Source organism: Treponema bryantii, from assembly GCF_036492245.1.
GTDB classification, from domain to species: domain Bacteria; phylum Spirochaetota; class Spirochaetia; order Treponematales; family Treponemataceae; genus Treponema_D; species Treponema_D bryantii_C.
In genome coordinates, this window is sequence record NZ_AP025286.1 from 2,117,440 (window position 1) to 2,137,873 (window position 20,434).

General features: G+C 39.7%; 13 protein-coding genes. 2 read left to right on the forward strand and 11 right to left on the reverse strand.

Going from position 1 to position 20,434, the window contains the following annotated elements:
* Positions 1-5 precede the first annotated feature (5 nt).
* From ftsY to prfB, 3 genes are all read right to left on the reverse strand, one after another.
* The gene (gene ftsY, locus AABJ44_RS09430) at positions 6-884 is read right to left on the reverse strand and encodes a signal recognition particle-docking protein FtsY (RefSeq protein WP_338368661.1); all 879 of its coding nucleotides are present in this window, start codon (positions 882-884) and stop codon (positions 6-8) included.
* A complete protein-coding gene (locus AABJ44_RS09435) occupies positions 881-2,587 on the reverse strand; it encodes a hypothetical protein (RefSeq protein WP_338368663.1) in 1,707 nt (568 codons plus the stop codon). Before AABJ44_RS09435 ends, ftsY begins: the two co-directional genes overlap by 4 nt.
* A protein-coding gene (prfB, locus tag AABJ44_RS09440; RefSeq protein WP_143064136.1) for a peptide chain release factor 2 occupies positions 2,571-3,708 on the reverse strand; the annotation gives its coding sequence in 2 pieces (ribosomal slippage) (positions 2,571-3,638 and positions 3,640-3,708; 1,137 coding nt in all). Before prfB ends, AABJ44_RS09435 begins: the two co-directional genes overlap by 17 nt.
* A gap of 57 nt (positions 3,709-3,765) precedes the next feature.
* Between prfB and AABJ44_RS09445 the strand changes: the two genes are divergently transcribed.
* Positions 3,766-4,641, forward strand: coding sequence for a tetratricopeptide repeat protein (locus AABJ44_RS09445; protein ID WP_338368665.1), 876 nt, complete (start codon positions 3,766-3,768; stop codon positions 4,639-4,641).
* Here the strand turns inward: AABJ44_RS09445 and AABJ44_RS09450 are convergent.
* The 8 genes from AABJ44_RS09450 to AABJ44_RS09485 all read right to left on the reverse strand — a co-directional run bounded on the left by AABJ44_RS09450 (position 4,638) and on the right by AABJ44_RS09485 (position 18,783).
* Positions 4,638-6,722 carry a tetratricopeptide repeat protein gene (locus AABJ44_RS09450; RefSeq protein WP_338368667.1) on the reverse strand — a complete coding sequence of 695 codons (2,085 nt, stop codon included), beginning with the start codon at positions 6,720-6,722 and terminating at the stop codon, positions 4,638-4,640. The genes AABJ44_RS09445 and AABJ44_RS09450 overlap by 4 nt on opposite strands.
* Positions 6,715-7,503 (reverse strand): hemolysin family protein, encoded by a 789-nt coding sequence (locus tag AABJ44_RS09455; protein ID WP_074640157.1) that lies wholly within the window; start codon positions 7,501-7,503, stop codon positions 6,715-6,717. Before AABJ44_RS09455 ends, AABJ44_RS09450 begins: the two co-directional genes overlap by 8 nt.
* The gene (ybeY, locus tag AABJ44_RS09460; protein ID WP_074640155.1) at positions 7,500-7,976 is read right to left on the reverse strand and encodes an rRNA maturation RNase YbeY; all 477 of its coding nucleotides are present in this window, start codon (positions 7,974-7,976) and stop codon (positions 7,500-7,502) included. Before ybeY ends, AABJ44_RS09455 begins: the two co-directional genes overlap by 4 nt.
* The gene (locus AABJ44_RS09465; protein WP_338368669.1) at positions 7,973-9,763 is read right to left on the reverse strand and encodes an HD family phosphohydrolase; all 1,791 of its coding nucleotides are present in this window, start codon (positions 9,761-9,763) and stop codon (positions 7,973-7,975) included. Before AABJ44_RS09465 ends, ybeY begins: the two co-directional genes overlap by 4 nt.
* Positions 9,744-10,685: a PhoH family protein gene (locus AABJ44_RS09470; protein WP_074640151.1), complete on the reverse strand. Its 942-nt coding sequence runs from the start codon at positions 10,683-10,685 to the stop codon at positions 9,744-9,746. Before AABJ44_RS09470 ends, AABJ44_RS09465 begins: the two co-directional genes overlap by 20 nt.
* Positions 10,686-10,837: 152 nt before the next feature.
* On the reverse strand, positions 10,838-14,191 hold the full coding sequence (locus tag AABJ44_RS09475; protein ID WP_338368670.1) for an LPS-assembly protein LptD: 3,354 nt from the start codon (positions 14,189-14,191) through the stop codon (positions 10,838-10,840).
* A gap of 15 nt (positions 14,192-14,206) precedes the next feature.
* Entirely contained in the window at positions 14,207-17,041 is a 2,835-nt protein-coding gene (gene uvrA, locus AABJ44_RS09480; protein ID WP_338368671.1) for an excinuclease ABC subunit UvrA, read from the reverse strand.
* Positions 17,042-17,277: 236 nt separating this feature from the next.
* Positions 17,278-18,783, reverse strand: coding sequence for an IMP dehydrogenase (locus AABJ44_RS09485; RefSeq protein WP_338368673.1), 1,506 nt, complete (start codon positions 18,781-18,783; stop codon positions 17,278-17,280).
* A gap of 281 nt (positions 18,784-19,064) precedes the next feature.
* On the opposite strand from AABJ44_RS09485, the gene purA reads away from it, so the two are divergent.
* Positions 19,065-20,291: an adenylosuccinate synthase gene (gene purA, locus AABJ44_RS09490; protein ID WP_338368675.1), complete on the forward strand. Its 1,227-nt coding sequence runs from the start codon at positions 19,065-19,067 to the stop codon at positions 20,289-20,291.
* The last annotated feature ends 143 nt before the right edge of the window (positions 20,292-20,434 follow it).

The following is a 20,434-nucleotide window of genomic DNA, read 5'->3' on the forward strand; positions in this document are numbered from 1 at the left end:
TGGTATTAGCCCTGCATAGAAAGAAATTCATTTATATAAGCTTCTGCATTAAATGGAGCAATATTATCATAACCTTCACCAGTACAGATATAAGCAACAGGAAGTCCAAGCTCGCGGCCAATAGAAACTGCCACTCCGCCTTTTGCTGTTGAATCATATTTTGTCATGATGATTGCATCGATTTTTACAGCCTCATTAAAAACTTCAGCCTGCCTCAAAGCATTCTGACCAGTAGTTGAATCAATTACGAGAATTTTTTTATAGCAGCCTTCGTCAGCTTTTAAACCGCAGGTACGATCTATTTTCTGAAGTTCTCGGACAAGATTTTCTTTATTATGAAGACGTCCTGCAGTATCTGCAATAACAAGACCAGGACCAGCTGCGCGAAGTGCATCTGCTGCATCATAAACAACTGCAGATGGATCAGAACCATGCTGATGACTTACGACACGAACTCCAAGCCGTTCTCCATGAAGAGCAAGCTGCTCAATAGCAGCAGCACGGAATGTATCTGCACTTGCCATTACAATATTTTCTACGCCGTTGTTTTTAAAATATTTTGCAAGCTTAGCTGCAGTTGTTGTTTTACCAACACCATTTACACCAAGCATCATCCATACATTCTGTTTGCCTGCTTCAGGTATAAGAGAAACTGAACGTACATCCTTAAGCAGAAGTTCTTTAAGTTTTGCAAGTATTGCATCCTGCTCACGGATTTTTTCTTTATCACAAATTGACTCAAGTTCATCAACTACTTCAAAAGCAGTTTTTGCACCGATATCACCTTCTACCAGCATATCAGTAAGTTCTTCAAAAAAATCTTCGTTTATTGTACTGCTCTTTGAAAAAAGCGATTTCAGTTTTTCGCCAAAGGATTGTTTCATTCTGTTTCTCCATCTTTTTGATTTGATATTTCTTCTGTTTCAACAGTATTATTTCGTTTTTTAATTTCTTCCAGTTCTTCAGGAGTATAATAAATAAACTCTGAATTCTTTGATGCTTTTGCTTTTTGAGGCAAAACAGAGTTTGCAGCCATCAGATATCTGACAAGTTCATAGCCCCAGAATAATCCACAGCCTAAGGAAATTGCTTTGGAGACATTAGATGCTGTCTGCCAGTTCTTTGCCGTTTCATATTCAATCTGATTATTTGCATACAGATTTGCATTATTCTTAAAATTCGCAAGTGTATAAAAAGTTGGAATCAGAGATATGATAAAAACACTGTACGAAGTGTACATAATTTTGCGGCGTTTATCTATATAAGCCATTCTGTCCATAGGCTTTGGATTGATTATGACATTACTGCTGTCAAAAGTAAGCTTATGCGGAATATAGAAAAAAGCCGTTTCTCCATTTTCTGCAACAAACTCACCTAAGATTTCTTTACCATTTATTGCGATTTGTGATTTTTGCGGTTCAACTTCAATAGCACGTTCGCCATTCATCAAAAGACTTCCGTTCAGAGGCTTTTTTAATTCAACCTGAATAAATCCCGATTTAGGCTTTTCAAAATTTATATCGATAAAGTATTTTTTATTTCCTTCAAATGCGTATGTTGTTCCGGCTGCTTTATATCCTTCAGAAATAAACTGAATTGTATGAATACCAGAATCCACAATTAGCTTTCCGCTTTCTATTTTCTGAAGCACATCATCAATATAAACAACTGTTTTTGGAGCAGCTTCCTGAGGGGAAACAGCAACAACAAGTTCAACAGGAAGAGAATTTGAAATTACCGGAACAAGCTGCATTGCAATACTTGTAGTTATAAGTTCCAGTTCTTTTACAGAACCTACTTCTGCTACCGAACCAATCTTTCTTACTCCAGGATATATATACATATCAACATATACAGAAATATAATCTCCGTACTTTGAATAATGCCCTGTAAGCAGAGTGTTGATTCCCGCATTTACTACAGCCTTTTCATAAAGAGAATCTGTTACAGCCAGCTCCTTTAACTCATTTGATGGTGTATACAGTTTTGAAACATCATTTCCATAAAAGCTGATCTGTTCCTGCTGAATCAGACTTTCATCCTTTTCAAAAATCTTCTTAAATAAGTTTTTGAATTTATTTAACTCAGATTCCTGAGTTTGAAGTTCAGCATCACCGTTTGCAACGGCAGCCATTTTTCTTTCATTTTCTTCGGTTGCTTTTTTTAATTCGTCCAGATTAGCAGTTATTTTTTCCTGTAAGCTTGTAATTTTTTTCTGTGACTCCTTAAGGGCCGTCTTCAATTTATAATCAGAATAATTTGCAAGAACAAGTGAATCTCTTTTTTTATATTCTGCAGAAAGCTGTAAAAATAGTGACTGGCGTTCAGTTCGAAGTTTGTATTTTGTTCTCTCAAACTGTTCTTCCGGCATTACATTTCTGGTAACAGCAGTTCCAATTTTTTCCAGAATATCTGAAGGTAGCATTTCTGCAGTTTTTGAATTTACATTATCTTCGTTAGATACATTATCAGCTGTAAATTTCTGAGCGGCAATAGTCCACTTACCGCTCTCACAGAAGAGCGGCAGGCAAAGGCTAACCCCGCTGAGAATAATTATCAGAAATAATGCACTAAACCTCTTCGTCATCATCCCCAGAGCCATCCATTGGAAGTCCCTTCCATTTTGCAACAAGGTATGCGTTCATAAAATCGTCGAGGTCACCGTCCATTACAGCCTGAATGTTTCCTACAGAGAAACGGGTACGATGATCTTTTACCATTGTATATGGACAGAATACATAAGAGCGGATCTGGCTTCCAAAAGAAATATCCTTTTTTTCTGCCATGAACTTTGAGTTCTCTTTTTCTTTCTGCTCGCGGTAGTATTCGTAAAGACGTGCCTTAAGCATGTTCATACAGGTCTGGCGGTTCATCAACTGGCTACGCTCTGTCTGGCAGGCAACAACAATTCCAGTCGGAATATGAGTAAAGCGAACGGCAGAGTCAGTTTTGTTTACGTGCTGTCCACCTTTACCACCAGCACGGTAAGTATCTACTCGGAGATCTTCAGGTTTGATGTCAACTTCAATTGTATCATCCAGAACAGGATAAACGTAAACAGAAGCAAAGCTGGTGTGGCGGCGTGCATTTGCATCAAACGGAGAAATACGTACCAGGCGGTGAATACCACCTTCGCCCTTCAGATAACCGTAAACAAAGTCTCCGGAAATCTGAATTGTAATAGATTTAATTCCGCCTTCTGCTTCAAGTTCATCTACAACTTCTGTTTTGTAACCGTGACGTTCTGCCCATCTTAAATACATACGGCTGAGCATAAAGGCCCAGTCACAGGCTTCAGTTCCACCGGCTCCTGCGTGTACTGTAAGGAAGGCATCGTTCTGGTCTACTTCTCCAGAAAGAAGGTTCAGAATATTTAATTTATCAAACTGTGCCTTTGCAGCCTCGTACATTGAGCGAACTTCATCTTCATCGCTCTGCTCGCCTGATTCTGCGGCAAGCTCGTACATGGCCTCAAGGTCATCCATATCTGCTATGATTTTTTTCCACGGTTCTATGCGGCTTTTGAGCTTTCGAATCTGGCTCATTACTTTTTCTGCCGCTTCATGATCATCCCAGAAACCGTCTGCTTCTGTAAGCTTTTCTTTATCTGCTATTGCTTTTTCAATTGCAGCAGAGTCAAAGACGCCCCCAGACGTTCATAATTTCTTCTCTCAACTGTTCAACAGGTAATTTTATTTCTTCTAACATACGCTTAGAATATCAGTAAACTTGATTTTCTGCAATTCTAACTATATTATAATATATATGAAGAAACTGATTTGCCCGTTAATTTTGATACTCTGTGCTGCTCATTTATTTGCTGACCGCCCCCTTGTCCGCGACATACAGGCCCGGGCTGGAAGTGGAAAGAAGGTTCGCATTACCTGGCAGCTTCCTGAGAATCCGGAACCGGCTTTATACAACCTTTTGTTATATAGAACTACGGAGCAGATTTCTTCTTACGGCCAGTTGAGAGGACTTGAACCGGTTGCTACTCTTACACCGGACCGGGCCGGATACACGGACCAATTGGAGGATTTAAGGGATTATTATTACACGGTGATTTCGGAGACTTCAGCAGGCCCATACGACCTCGTGCTTTTATCCTTTAACTCTACAATTACCAGTGTACATTTGATTACAAAAAAGGTTGTTGAACAGCCGGAAGAAAAAGCTGAATATGAGACGATGTATCCTGACGGAACTTTGAGAAAAACACCGCTTCCTTATCTGGATATCATTGAAGGAGTTGGTTCAGAACCTTTGATTTCTGACAAAACTGCCTCAAAGGTTACAAGTCTTACCGGTGGAAACTCAAAAGCTACCCCGGCAACAATTCTTACACCATATATTTTTGAAGAAGATCTTGTTTCTCCAGATGGCGGAGATGCTTATCTGCTTTTTGAAATCTTAAAGACTTCTTTTGTTACTAAGAAATATAAAGAAACAATTGATAAGTTGAATCACTTAATTGGAACAAATATAAGTATTGAGACAAGAAACCGAGCCTGCTTTTATCTTGGAGAGGCTCAGTATTTTAATCATAATTATGAAGATTCTGTAAAAAGTTTCGTAAAAGTTCAGTCTGCGTTCCCTAACCTTTCTCAGAAATGGCTTGAAGCAGCTTTAGACAGAATCTAGCGGATTTTTCTCAGTAAATCTATAATTGCAGGTCTTTCTACGGCCTTTTTAATTTCAGCAACAAGTTCGTCGCCCTTTACGCTGTTATTTACGACAGGCTTTCCTTCTTCATCTGCATTAGGAACTGTATCCATTCCGGCTTCAGAATTCTGGGCAGGCATACTTACAAGAACAAGTTCATCCCCTTCATTGATTCTGTCATAAAATCCGTGACTCGTAATTAAAGCTTCAGAGACTTCTTCTCCAGCTTCAGTAACTACGAGCATTCCAACTACATCTTCATCACGGAAGAAAAGTCCGCTTCCAGCATCTGCTGTTTTTACAGCTCCTTTACGAATAATCTTAAATTCAGCATCCTTCACAATGTTTTCTGAACGACCTAAATCTATCAGAACTGTCTTTCCATTTCTCTGAAGAATCTTTCCGCGAACTGTAAGTTTTTCCAGAACAGAATTTCTAAAGCGTCTTAAAACTGTAGAAAAACGATTGTTTCCTGTAGCGTAATATTTTTCATTAAAGGTTTCTGTTCCGGTTCTTCCCGAGTACATTGTAGCGCTAAGGCTTACATCATCCTCACCTTCACTCAAAGAAACCATTACAAAATAATCAAAATTATTCGCGCGGGCATTTTTAAATGCTTCACCATAACCAGAAACCGGTGTTACCTGAGTTTTTACAGAAGTTATTGCAACGCCACTGAATACATCTCCACAGGCAAGTGCTGTAAGTCTGTCTGAATCTGCATGATTAAAAGTAGATGTATTTTCTGTATAGAAAACTGCAATATTCCATCTGATTTTATCGAGATAGAAAGCATCGACCTTCCATCTTTTTGCGAGTGTATTATTTAACAGAGAATCATAGGCTTCAATTGTGTCATTAAGATTTCTGGAAAGTCCTGTATCTGAATTTTCTTTTACAAACTTCAACTGACTCAAATAAAGCTCGTGCAGTCCATTAAGTTCAAGAATATCAGCATAAGCAAGACGAGCCGCAGCATTTGAAGGATCAAGCATCAGTGCTCTTTGATATTCATAAGTACTTCCAGCCTTATCATAGCGGCTGTCATACTGTCTTGCATTATTCAGATGATAAGATGCCCACTGTTTTCTGCGTGCATCATCAAAATCAAGTTCATTTTTTGCAGTAAGCTCAAGCATCATACGCATAAGCTCATCCTGAGGACTTACAGAAAGACCTGTATCCCAGGTTGCAATTGCTTCTTCTGTATTTCCAAGTTTTGCCTGTGCAGTACCTTTTAAATACCAGGCAGAAGAAGCATTTCGGTTTCGACCTATAATAAAATCACAGAGATTTATTACTTCTGTATAACGATGCTGAAGGTAAACTATCTGTGCAAGAAGCTCGTAAGCCTGTTCATAACCACCGCGGATTTCAACTGCAATTCGGGCATGTTTTTCAGCAGACTTATAATCTCCCTTCATTGTATATATAATTGCGGCAAGATAATGAACTTCAGGTTCACCAGAATAATACTGCATTGCCTGCTTCAGATATTTTTCAGACTGTGAATAGCGTTTTGTTTCTGCGCAGACAAGTGCCAGAGAAAGCAGAGCCTTTCTGTTTGTATTCTGACGTTTAAGTGCTTCTGCATACTGATTTTCAGCGCCTGAAAATTTTCCGTCATAAAGCTCAATTTCAGCAAGACCAAAATGAGCATCTATGTCATTAGGATATTTTTTTAGAACCTCATTAAAAATCTGGCGTGCTTCATCTGTACGGCCAAGCGCCAGTAAAATCATTCCCTTAAGGTTCTTTATTTCACTTCTGTTTTTTTCGTATTTTTCTGCGCTCTCAAGATACTGGAACGCAAGGTCAAATTCACCCAGATGATAAGAACAGTCTGCAAGACGGAACCAGGCTTCACTAAAAGCAGGATTTGAATTAACTACCTCAATATAATACTGCGAAGCGGTATACCAGTTTTCTTCGTTCTGAAGTTCAACAGCTTCGTTATAAAGCTTGAGGATATTTTTTGATTCTGCAGCAAAAAGCGAAGCCGTTCCTGCAGCAGAAAACAAAATCAACGATAATACAACCCCTGCTAATTTTTTACTCATCATCCTTTCCGTCATCTATATTTTTAATAATTTTTACCATATTGATTCGGTGGCCTTCCATATCCTGAACGATAAAATCATACTCGTTCCAGCTCACCTTTTCATATTTTACAGGAACTTTACCGAATAAATCAAATACAAATCCACCAAGAGAATCAAAATCTTCATTAGGGAATTCTGATTCCAGAGTTTCATTCAAATCATCAAGATTAACACGGGCATCACAAAGCCATACATTATCGCTGACTTTTAAGATGTCTTCCTGTTCCTTATCAAATTCATCCTGAATATCGCCAACAATTTCCTCGATAATATCTTCCATTGTTACGATACCGGAAACTCCACCGTACTCATCAATAGCAATTGCAATATGAAGATGATGACGGCGGAACTCACGAAGAAGCGAGTCAATGCGTTTGCTTTCCGGCACAAAGTAAGCTTTACGTGCCATATTTGTAAGATTGATTTCTTTTTTCTCGGCAAGGCATTTAATGATGTCCTTTACATAAAGTACACCGATTACATTATCAATTGAATCTGTATAAAGAGGAAAGCGTGAATGTCCACTGGTAACTATCTTTGTAAAAAGTTCTTCCTGAGGTGTATCGCTGGAAATAAAATCAACATCGATTCGGGGAATCATAACTTCCTTTACAGAAGTCTTAGACAGATCTTCAACACCCTGAATCATGTCTTTTTTTTCTTCGTTTAAGATTTCCTGCTGTATCTGTTCCGCCTCTTCGGCAGCAGTATTCTTTTTCTTCTTCTTAAAAAAACTCATTTTATTATTTTTTCATCCTTTAATTGTTCTAAAACTTTTTCCTGAAGTACAAGCATTTCGCACTGTGGAGCAACGCCCTTTTCAATATGCTCCTCGCCATGGTCCATACCATTCAGATGCAAAAGTCCATGTACTATAAGACGTTTGAGCTCGTCATTTCTGCTCTCTTCAAAATAATCGGCATTTACAGGCAAAGTATCAAGGCTGATTACTATATCGCCAACGCATTTCCATTTGCCCTCTTCATCCTCGTATTCTTCATCGTTCTCAAAAGAAAGAACATCTGTAGTACTGTCAATGTTACGGTAGGTTTTATTTAGCTCCTGCATATAAGTGTCGTCGCACATAAGCATGGAGATTTCTTCACCATCAAACTTAAGCTCGCCCAGAACTTTCTGAACAAACGGCTCTACATTATTAAACCAGTCCGGCTCGTCTACACCGTCCTGCATAGCTACATATACGCGATTCATTTCTTTTCCTTAACAGTTTTTGCTGCTGTTCTTGAAGCAGTTTTTGCAGGTGCTTTTTCTGTTTTCTCTGGCTTTTCAGCTTCTTTTTGAGCTTCTGCTGCAATTTCTTCTTTTTTTGCAGGAGCTTCATCAGGATCCTGCTGATTCTGATATTTAATTCTGTTGTGGTAATATCCTGTAAGCAGATTTACAAAAGCAGCCTTAATTCTCGAAATATCGCGGAAAGTCAATTCACAATTATCCAGCTGTTTAGAATCTACCTTCTGATTGATAAGAATTGTAATGAACTTATCAAGACGAGGAGATGTTGGATTCTCAAGAGTATGGCAGGCAGCCTCGACTGTATCTGCAAGCATTACTACAGCAGATTCCTTTGTAAAAGGAGGATTGCCTGGGTAACGGAAATCATCTTCATCGAGTGAAGGATCTTTTTCCTTTGCCATATTATAGAAATATGTAATTATGCTGTTTCCATGATGTTCTGCAATAATATCAATTACTGCCTGAGGAAGATGAAGCTGGCGGGCTTTTTCAACCCCCTTACGAACATGGCTTTTTATAACAGAAGCAGAAAGATTTGGATTCAGGTCATTATGTTTATTTTCCATTCCGTTTACCTGATTTTCAACAAAATATTCACTCTGATCCATCTTTCCAATATCGTGATAGTAAGCACCAACTCTTGCAAGTAATGCATTTGCTCCGATTTCACGACAGCCAGCTTCAGCCAGTTGTGCAACCATCATTGAGTGATTGTAGGTACCGTTTGTCTGAATCTGCATCTGCTTAAAAATCGGAGTATTTGTATCACTCAAATCCATAAGACGGAAAACAGATGCTGTATTAAGCATGATTTCAAGCGGAGTAAGGAAACCTAATGTAAGAATACCGGAAAGGAAGCCATTTATAGCAAGTCCAATTATAAGCTTTGGTAATTCTTCAAAAGTTTCATTAAATACTACAGAGAATAAAACTACATACACAATATTAAAAGCCGCAATCATAAGACCTGCAAATACAAGGTCGAGACGGCGTTCAATTTTTCGTACGATTGCAGCTGCTGTAAGTGAAGATGCCAGTGTCATAAGGAAGGTTGGTACCTGCCAGTTAGTAGCACATAAAACACCCATAGACATTACAATTGAAAGCAGAAGAGCAGAAAGATTGCCGTAAAGAATTGTTACAATCATAATGAATAAAGCAGATGGAATTGCTATACAAATGCTATAGGGACTTGAGAAAATAGAAAGCTTTCCACAGAAGGCTGTAACCGCAAAAACAGCCAGGAAGAAAATTACCTGCAGAAGCGGTTCCTTAAATAAAAGCCTTCGGTTTACGGAAATAAATGTGAATAAAAGATACCACATTATAGACAACAGAAGCAGATAAAGCTCGCTGTTTGCAAAAGCCCTGTAATCTATATACAAAGGAGAAGCAGACATTTTTTTGAGTTTAGAAAAGCCTTCTTCTGTAATGGGGAAACCTTTCTTTATGATTTTTTCACCTTTTGTAACGGTAATCGGATCAATATTATCTGGTGGAAGACTTCGGTCTGCAATAATTGTGCGGTCTGCAATCTGACCTATTTCAAAATCTCCAATTGAAAAATTGGCAATTGTTTCTGCTGTACTGATTTTCAGGAAATTTAAAGCAGAAACAGCCAGAAGTCCCGCAAAAAACATGATGAGGAACGGATAATTTTTCCTCATATAGTTTCCTATTCCCTGTACAATATAGTTTGCTGAAACAGGCCTGTTATTGTCTTTTTCAGAATTGTTCTTTTTCATTTTCATACGCCTTTACTATTTTTTTTACTAATGGATTTCTAACTACATCATCTGCAGTCAGTTCCATAAATCCAATATCTTCTATTTTATTTAATATGCTGATTGAATGCATCAGCCCGGATGTTACTTTTTTAGGAAGGTCAATTTGAGACGGATCTCCGGTTACAAAGACCTTTGTATTCTCGCCCATTCGGGTAAGGAACATTTTCATCTGTGCACAGGTTGTATTCTGAGCTTCATCAAGAATTACAACTGCATTATTTAAGGTTCGTCCGCGCATATAGGCAAGCGGCGCAACCTCTACAATTCCAGCTTCAAAAAGCCGTTTTACAGATTCTGGAGGAAGAATTGTTTCCATTGCATCACGAAGAGGACGAAGATACGGGTCAATTTTATCTTCCAGATCACCTGGTAAAAAGCCCAGACTTTCACCTGCTTCTACAACAGGTCGTGTAATTATAAGCTTTGTTTTTTTATGAGTAAGAATTAAACGTAATGCTTCTGCCACTGCAAGATATGTTTTTCCACTTCCTGCAGAACCTGTACAGAACACCATATCACGATTCTGAAGTAAATCAACATATTCTGCCTGTCCCTGAGTTCTTGGATAAACCCTGCGAACCGCACCAGGAACCATAATTACCATTTCATCGGCATCTACTTTCCGCTTTGTATTGAGAACGGAAAGTATTATATCATCACTGTTTTTACCTCCAGACTGTACCTCGTCTACGATACGGTCCACTATAAACTGGAATTTCTGGCAGATTTCAGGAGCGGCATTTTCCACAGAGAGCTCGTTTCCTTTTGAAAAAACAGGAACTCCCAGATGTTCTTCTATGAGCTGTAAATTTTTATCATTAGTTCCACAAACACAGGAAAGTACATCATTGTCTGGAACTACAATAGTATATTCGTTCAAAAAAACCTCTGTATATATTATTGATTATCATATAATTATTGTCAATCTTAATTAAATCGGCTCGCATAATCTCGCCTCTGAGCCGTTTTTTCGATAATCCTAAACTGGCCCGCTGTCGCAGCCCAGTTTTTAACGGATTTTCGATTTTAGGCTTATTCCAGTTTCCATTCCCCATATTCATCAATAATAGTAGTTTTCATACTCTCCATTGGATTCCATACAACACCAATTGTTATATATGGCTTAAAGTCATAAGTCTTTTTACCGTTTTCAGAAATAATTCTCGGTTCAATCTTCATTGTCATATTAGCCTTCCAGTCATGAAGGTCATGAGAAATTGTCATATTCAGAGATTTCAGCTTAAATCCCGAGTTCTTTCGTAAATCCTCATTATCAAATCTGAAGGAATCAAACAAATCCTTAAAAATATTTCCCGGGAAGCCGCCCCACTCGCTGTACAAATCTCCCTCATTATTATGGAAATACCAGTAAAGTACAGAGTTTCGTGAAGTTGCAGAAAAGGTAATATCCAGAAACTCAAAAATCTTAAACTTTATGGAAGGAGAAAACAGGAAATAACTGTTTGTAGGACGCAGTAAATCTGCAACTATACTTGTATTCAGCCCCAATGCAAAAGAAACTCTGTTAAACCATCTGTAATAAGTCTTTGCAGGCAGAGAATACGATAGAGAGAAAGAATATGGAAGAAATTCTTTATCTGGCCGGATAGTCCAGCCTGTAGAAGAATCAAAATCATATCCCTGAACGTACGACTGAATATAAGATAACTGAACTCCAAATATAGAAGCTGAAAGTTTTAAACTGTCCGGATTATCATCTTCCAGATTATATGTGAAGGTTTCTGACAATTTCAGTTTTGAATTAAAAAGAGTAAGAGAAAAGTTTTGTGTCAGCGGTGATTTTTTCCATTTCTTGTCTTCTTCACCTGCAGTTTTAGTATCATCCTCTCTAACTTCTATAAAACCTGTACTAATTGAAGCACTTGCATAAGGAACGCCAAGGGTTAAAGTTGTTGTATACTTTTTTCTCAGCGGCGGCATAATCACATCAAAACGAAGTGACTGAGTAAACTTATTATTCAGTTCCTTTGCCTTGATATCTGCGGAAAGTGAGTTTGCCGTTACACTGTCTTCATCAGACCAGTCTGCGAAATGATCTTCCCAATCCGGATTATCAGCATCTCCTGTATATGTTCTTCTGAATAATTTTATAGAAGAATTCCAGGCAAAACTTGTATCACTGAATATCGGATAATAAATAAACGGTTTAAGCGTTACTGAGTTTGTATTTACAATATCACGAGTTTCAGATTTCATATCTGAATATTTGAGTTTTTTGATTTCATCTTCTGTATAGCCGTATTCTGAATCGTCTGAAAGGTACGGATGCTTCTGGAAAACAGGTGAATAAGAAAATTTATTCTCTACAGAAAAGAAGTTTCCGCCGTAATTCAAAAGGCTTGTAAGCGAAAGCGGAACCTTAATGTTATACATTGTAGATCTGATATTGCTCCAGTCAAAATCATCGGCTGTCTTTAAGTTTTTATCTGAATAAGCAATCTGATTTGTAAGATTCAAAGCTGCGCTGTAAGAAAGTTTATAGGTTATTCCATCATTAACAGTTTCTTTTGTGGTTGTATAATCAAGATCCGGAAGGTAATAATCAAAAACCTTATTCTCCTTATCCGTCTCACTATTGTCTGGTGTTTTATCTTCAGTTGTTTTAGAAGTTTCTTCTCCAGCTGATTTTCTTGCTTCCTCTTCTGCCTTTTTACGTTCTTCTTCGAGCTGCTTTTCTGTTTTCAATTCATCCGGCTTATTAAGAGTAATTACATAAGAAGGTGTTTTGGCTGTACTGTCTTTTTTAATTGGCCATGAAAAAATAGTTCCGCTGGCAGAAATACTCATAGAAACAGGTGTTACCAGAGAAGGATAATAAAAGCGTCTTAAAGGAGTATTATTTGTCCATCCTGAAGAAACCTCTTCTGAGTTAGATGCATAAGAAAAAACTGTACTCTTTGCCGAAATATTTACAGAGTTATTCATAGAAAAAGACAAAGAAGATACATAAGGCTTCATAAATGAAGGAAGTGTCGGCGAATAGGATGCCTGAGTTTTCCACTGAAAAGACGAAACCTCACTGATTGTTGTAGAAGTATCAGATGAAGAATCTTCATTTGCAGAATCCAGAAGATAAGAAATCCAGTCCATAGTTTCCTGACGATCTTTCAGGAAGTCATTAGAAAAGAACGGATCTGAATAAACAGGAAGCGACAGAGAAAATGAAAACGGTTTTGAAAGCTGAAATTCAATATCTCCGGCATATCGGAAAGGCATCTTAAGGCCTAAGAAGTTTGATTCATCTTTATATTTTACACCAGTTGAAGAATACGGATAATATGTAAGGCTTGAACCAGTTCCCCTAAATACCGTATTACTAAAGCCTAAATAAGTATTTACATTGAGCTTTGAAATATATTTTGGTAGAGGATTCAAAACAGAATCTACACCAACCATATATCCCAGATTTGAATACCAGTCTGCCAGAAGTTTTACATAATGAGATGAATCACCTTTAAAATCTTCATCGAGGTTATGAAGAATCAAACCTTCCCTAACCTGTTCCTTCAAGGTATTTGGTCTTACGAAATTATAAACGGCCCTTAATGATTCAGCTGATGTACTGTCTTTTGATGAATCTGAACTTGAGGAACTCGAAGAACTTGATGAGTTCTTATCCAGAGGCTTTCTTCCCCATAAATAAGTTGTAGTCTGAACTGAATAACCGCCGCGTTTTGTATAATTAAACACGGGATTAAAAATCAACTCATCTTTTGGATAATAAAAGGCCGGGAAATAAAGTACCGGCACAACACCTACATACAGCAGGGCATTAAAAAACGCAAATTCACCGCCAGGTAACAGCCAGGTTCGTGTTGCATCAATATGCCAGTGCGGAGGATCTTCATCACAAAATGTAAGACTTGAGTTTTTAAAGGTTATGACAGTTTCATTACCCTTTCCAAAAATATCAGAAAAAACTATAAGAGTTGAACCAGAAGGAAGATTCAGGGCATCCGACTGTTTTTGTACAATTCGGCCGTCATCAAAAACACCTTCAAGGGTTGATGTATTTAAAATAAGCGAAGTTGCTGTAGCAGTATCGTTTCCAGAACCGCTTTTCATTATGATTTCAACATTACCGTCGGCATAAAGCATTTCTGTACTTCGGTCATATACAATCTTATCTGCTTTAATTTCGTTTGTAGTATTTCCTTTTTGAACAGTAAGAGACACTGAACCTTCGAGAACTATACAATCATTTCCGGTATCTTCATCTTTCTTGTAAGAAGACTGTCTTGCATTATTGATTGTAATTACTGTAACTTCAGGTGCTTTTGATGCAGAGTCACTTTTCTCCTGTGCGAAAACTGAAAAAACTGAGAAACAAAAAATAACTGCTGCAAAAAAGAAACGCTTAAACATCTGAATCTGCTGCCTCTAAAGCCCCAGCTGCTTTTTAATAAACTGGCCGGTATAGCTTTCCGGCACCTGAGCAACCTGCTCCGGAGTTCCAGTTGCAATTATATTACCGCCACGGAAACCACCTTCAGGACCAAGGTCAATCAGATAATCTGCCTGACAGATTACATCAAGGTTATGTTCAATCATAACAACTGTATTACCCTGATCTACAAGGCGCTGAATTACAGTCATCAGCTGTTTAACGTCTGCAAAGTGAAGTCCTGTTGTAGGCTCATCCATTATATAGAGAGTTTTTCCTGTAGAAACACGGGCAAGCTCGTTTGCAAGCTTAACGCGCTGAGCTTCACCACCACTGAGGGTAAGCGCATTCTGTCCAAGCTGAATATAACCGAGTCCTACAGACTTCATGGTTTCAAGCTTACGGGCAATATGAGGAATGCTTGCAAAGAAATCGCAGGCTTCATCAATACTCATATTGAGAACATCGTTTATAGACTTACCCTTGTAGGTAACCTCAAGAGTCTCTTTATTAAAACGCTTACCTCCGCAGACTTCACACTGAACATATACGTCTGGCAGGAAGTTCATTTCGATTACGTTTTCACCCGCGCCCTGACACGCTTCACAACGGCCGCCTTTTACGTTAAAGCTGAAACGGCCCTTAAGATAACCACGGGCCTTACTTTCAGGAAGACTCGCAAAAAGGTCTCTTATAGAATCAAAAACACCAATATAAGTTGCAGGGTTACTGCGTGGAGAACGACCAATTGGGCTCTGATCAATATTGATTACCTTATCGATAAACTTTTCACCTTCAATACTTTCGCATTCACCAACATCATAATTTGTACGCATGATGCGATTACTGAGTGCCGGATAAAGTACATCACTCATAAGGGTAGATTTACCACTGCCACTTACACCGGTTATACAGGTAAAGGTTCCAAGAGGAATCTGAATACTTACATTTTTGAGGTTGTGCTCTGTAACGCCGTTTACCTTGATAAAGTTGCCGTTACCAGAGCGGCGTTCTGTCGGAACATCCATTTTTAGGGTTCCGGCAAGATACTGTCCTGTAAGACTTTCCTTTACCTTAGCAACCTCTTCCGGAGTTCCGGCCGCTACAACCTGCCCGCCATTAACGCCCGCGCCCGGACCGATATCTATAAGATAATCTGCAGTACGCAAGGTCTGTTCATCGTGTTCTACGACGATTACGGTGTTGCCGTTATCACGAAGGCTGAGCAGTGTATCAATAAGACGCTGATTGTCGCGCTGATGGAGACCAATTGAAGGCTCATCAAGGATATACATAACGCCACAGAGGGCTGAACCAATCTGAGTTGCAAGACGGATTCGCTGTGCTTCACCACCACTAAGGGTTTCTGCAGCACGCTCCATTGTAAGATAATCAAGTCCTACATCGCGAAGGAAGCGCAAACGGGCACGAATCTCTTTAAGAATCTGAGTTGCAATTGTCTGTTCATTTTCTGTAAGTTCCAGTTCATCAAAGAAGGTGATGGAATCAGCAACAGAAAGACAGCAGAGTTCCCATATATTTTTACCGCCCACAGTAACACCAAGGGCTTCTTTACGAAGGCGCTGTCCGTTACAGCAGGAACAGTGTCCAACCTTCATAAACTTTTCTTCTATATTAGCACGCATTGAATCGCCCCAGGCTTCTGCATGACGGCGCTTCATTTCGTTTAATACTCCAGGCCACGGACGGTTATATTCGCTGTAGCCTTCTCCGCTCTGCTTTTTATATACCCAGTGGATTTTGCGCTCAGGATCTCCGTTCCATAAGTAATCAAACTGCTCGGCAGTCAGACGGCTGATTGGTGTGTCCAATGTAAAGCCTTCTGCTTCAGCAACAGCCTGGAACATAGTGTGGTTCCATTCACTATCCGGATTAAAGAAAGGGAAAGCGCGCTCGTTGAAAGACAAAGAGCGGTCCGGAAGAATCTTATTGAAATCCCATTCCATTTTTTCGCCAAGACCTGTACATTCCGGGCAGGCACCAAACGGGTTATTAAAAGAGAAAAGACGAGGCTGCAGATCTGGAATAGAAATTCCACAATCCGGGCAGGCATTTTTCTGACTGAAGAAAACCTCTTCGTCCTTGTCGCCGACACGACGGGTAACAATTACAATTCCGTTTGCGTTTTTCAATGCAATTTCAATAGAATCTGCAAGTCGGCTTCGTACATCATCGCCTTTTATAATTCGGTCTACAACAATTTCAATTGTATGTTTTTTCTGTTTATCCAGTTTTATTGCATCATCAAGCTCTGCCATAACTCCATCAATTCGAGCACGAACAAAACCTGAAGCCTTAGCATCATCTAAAATCTTCTGATGTTCACCTTTTTTACCACGAATAACAGGGGCAAGAATCTGCATCTTTGTGCCATCTTCCCAGCCCATAACAGTATCAATAATCTGATCAACAGACTGTTCACGGATTTCACGTCCACATTCAGGACAATGTGCATGTCCGCAGCGTGCAAAAAGAAGACGATAAAAGTCATATATTTCTGTGATTGTACCAACAGTTGAGCGCGGATTCTTATTTGTTGATTTCTGTTCGATTGAAATTGCAGGTGAAAGTCCTTCTATTATATCAACATCAGGCTTGTCCATTCGTCCAAGGAACTGACGTGCATAACTAGAAAGGCTTTCCATATAACGGCGCTGACCTTCAGCAAAAAGTGTATCAAAAGCCAGCGAAGACTTTCCCGAACCCGACAAACCGGAAATTACAACCAGTTTATCTCTCGGCATAGTAACATTTATATTTTTAAGATTATGCTCCCTCGCCCCACGGATTACAATCATATTGTCGTTCATATAAAGCAAATTATATCAAAATACAGTTATTATTGAAAGATAAACGTTAAATCAAAACGAAACAGAAATTGCGGGTCCCAGCGACGGCAAAAAAAATGAGGGTCTCCCCCCATCATTCGCTTGTCGCTGTAGCTTCGCCAGCTCCTGCGCTGATGGGTCCTCCCTCATTTTTTCTTGCCTGCGTCCCACAATTTCTGTTTCGTTTTGAAAATCGTTGACGTCTAAATTATTTTAATTTAATTTGCTTTTACAGTGTTTTTAACAATAACATCATGTGCGCCGCCCTCGCGGAGAGAAGCTGCACTTACAAGTGTAATCTTTGCGTTCTTCTGCAAATCAGGGATGTTTGTAACACCACAGTTACACATAGCGTGGATTACCTTGCTTGTTGTAAGAGTTACGTTGTCGTGGAGTGAACCAGCGTATGGAACATATGAGTCTACACCCTCTTCGAATGCCATACCCTTCTTTCCACCGAGGTCATAACGCTGCCAGTTGCGGGCGCGGTTTGAACCTTCACCCCAGTATTCCTTTACGTAGTTGCCATTTACGATGAGCTTGTTTGTAGGAGACTCATCAAAACGAGCAAAGTAACGGCCAAGCATTACAAAGTCTGCACCCATTGCAAGAGCAAGAGTAACGTGATGGTCGTAAACAATACCACCATCAGAACAGATAGGAATATAAATACCAGTTTTTTCGTAGTAAGCGTCACGAGCTTTAGCAACTTCAATAGTAGCAGTAGCCTGACCACGGCCAATACCTTTCTGCTCACGTGTAATACAGATAGAACCACCGCCAATACCAATTTTTACAAAGTCTGCACCAGCTTCAGCAAGGAAGTTGAAACCATCAGCATCAACTACGTTACCTGCACCGATCTTTGCATTAGGCCACTTTGAGTGGATATCCTGCAAAGCACGGCGCTGCCATTCTGTAAAACCTTCAGACGAGTCAAGAGTCATTACATCAACACCAGCTTCAAGCAATGCTGGAACGCGGTCCATATAATCACGTGTGTTAATTCCGGCACCTACGATATAGCGTTTCTGGCTGTCGAGGAGCTCAAGAGGATGCTCTTCGTGGCTTGCAGCATCCTTACGGAATACGAGGTACAAAAGCTTTCCGTCTTTATCTACAACAGGAAGCTGATTAACCTTCTTTTCCCATATCAAATCATTTGCTTCATCAAGAGTGATTCCTTCTTTTCCCATTACAAGAGAAGAAAGAGGAGTCATGTAAGCACTTACCTTTTCACTCATTTCACAGTGACCGATGCGGAAGTCGCGCTCAGTGATAATACCAACAAGCTTACCGTTTGCAGTACCATCTTCTGTTACAGCAACAGTTGAGTGACCAGTCTTTTCAATTGCTTCAACCAGTTCACCTAAAGTCTGCTCGGGGCGGATATTTGTATCAGAAGAAACAAATCCAGCCTTGTAAGCTTTAACACGGGCAACCATAGCTGCCTGATTTTCTATAGTCTGAGAACCAAAAATAAAAGAAATGCCGCCTTCCTTAGCAAGAGCAACAGCAAGCTTATCATCAGAAACTGCCTGCATAACAGCCGAAGTCATCGGAATATTCATCGTAAGCGGACACTTTTCGCCAGCCTTCTTGTTATAGCGGACAACAGGTGTCTGCAAAGTAACATTAGCAGGAATGCAGTCAGGACCGGTGTAGCCCGGAACTAAAAGGTACTCATCAAAAGTGTGTGATGGTTCTTCAAAAATGTAAGCCATTTGGTTCTCCTAAAATTATGATATATAAACCGCCATGCGGATTTTTTATAAAAATATTAATCGGGAATTATACTATAGAATCAAAAAAATTGGAAGTACAGACAGATTTATTACTCAAAAAATCAAATTATCGGGGTTTTGAAACCCAAAACCACCGCTACACACAAAATTGGTTTTGTGATATATTATTGTAGTAAAAACTGCTGAGATGATTCGTCGGCATTTTTTATGTTCAAAAAAATCTCTTTAATCCGCGATGATTCTGCGGAAGGAAGGAAACCATGAACGTTGTTGTTATGGGTGCCCAGTGGGGCGATGAAGGCAAGGGAAAAATCGTTGACTACCTTGCACAGGATGCAAAATACGTTGTTCGTTTTGCGGGCGGCGCTAATGCAGGTCACACAATTGTAGTAGATGGAAAGAAGTACGCTCTCCATCAGGTTCCGTCTGGAATCCTCTACCCAGAGAAATCAGTTTTCCTTGGTAGTGGAATGGTAATTGACCCTGAAGCTCTTTTCAAAGAACTCCAGATGCTCAAAGACAATGGCATTAACTGGGAAGGACGCGTATTCATTTCTGACCGCGCTCACCTCACCCTTCCAGGATACCGCGAAATGGATAAGGCTCGCGACGCAGCTCGTAAGCGCCCTATCGGTACAACAGGCCGCGGAATCGGAACAACTTATTCTATGAAATCTGAACGCGACGGTATCCGTCTTGCAGACCTTGACTGGGATGAAAAGTGGAACGACCTCGACGATGCAGATAAGAAATTCCTTGAACAGTTCAAAGACAAGCTCCTCTCTATGCGCGTAAATATCGCTGCAAAGATGTATGAGTTCCGCAACGACAACATTCTTTTCGAAGGTGCTCAGGGTGCTATGCTCGACCTCGATTCAGGTACATATCCATATGTATCTTCTGGCGCTTCTTGTTCAGCTGGTGCTGCTACAGGTTCTGGAATTGGTCCTAAGGCTCTCGACAAGATTTATGGTGTATTCAAGGCTTATGAAACTCGTGTAGGAAACGGTCCTATGCCATCTGAGTTCGATGCTGATACAGAAGGCGAACTCTGTGATTACGTTCGTAACACAGGAAACGAATTCGGTGTAACAACAGGACGTCCACGCCGCTGTGGTTACCTCGACCTCGTAGCACTCCGCTATGCATGTCACGTAAACTCAATTGACAACCTCGTTCTTACTCACCTCGATATTTATGATGATATGAATGAAATTGAAGCTTGTGTTGCTTACAACATCGATGGAAAAATCGTAACAGACTTCCCTGCTTCAATTCCAGAACTCAACCGCGCAAAACCTGTTCTTCAGAAGTTTGCAGGCTGGAAGGCAGACATCACAAAGTGTACTTCTTACAAGAAGCTTCCAAAAGCTGCCCGCGAATATGTTGAGTTTATTGAAGACTTCACAGGTACAAAAGTTGGTATCGTTTCTGTAGGTGCAGACCGCAACCAGACATTTGTTCGTGAGAAGATCTGGAAAGCCTAAAATCGAAAATCCGTTAAAAACTGGACTGCGACAGCGGGGGATGTAGTAGAGCTAAAAATTGCTTTCGCAATTTTCTTAACGCTCTGCTATAGAACACCGCTCGCCAGCGAGCTTACACATTTAGGATTATCGAAAGAACGGCT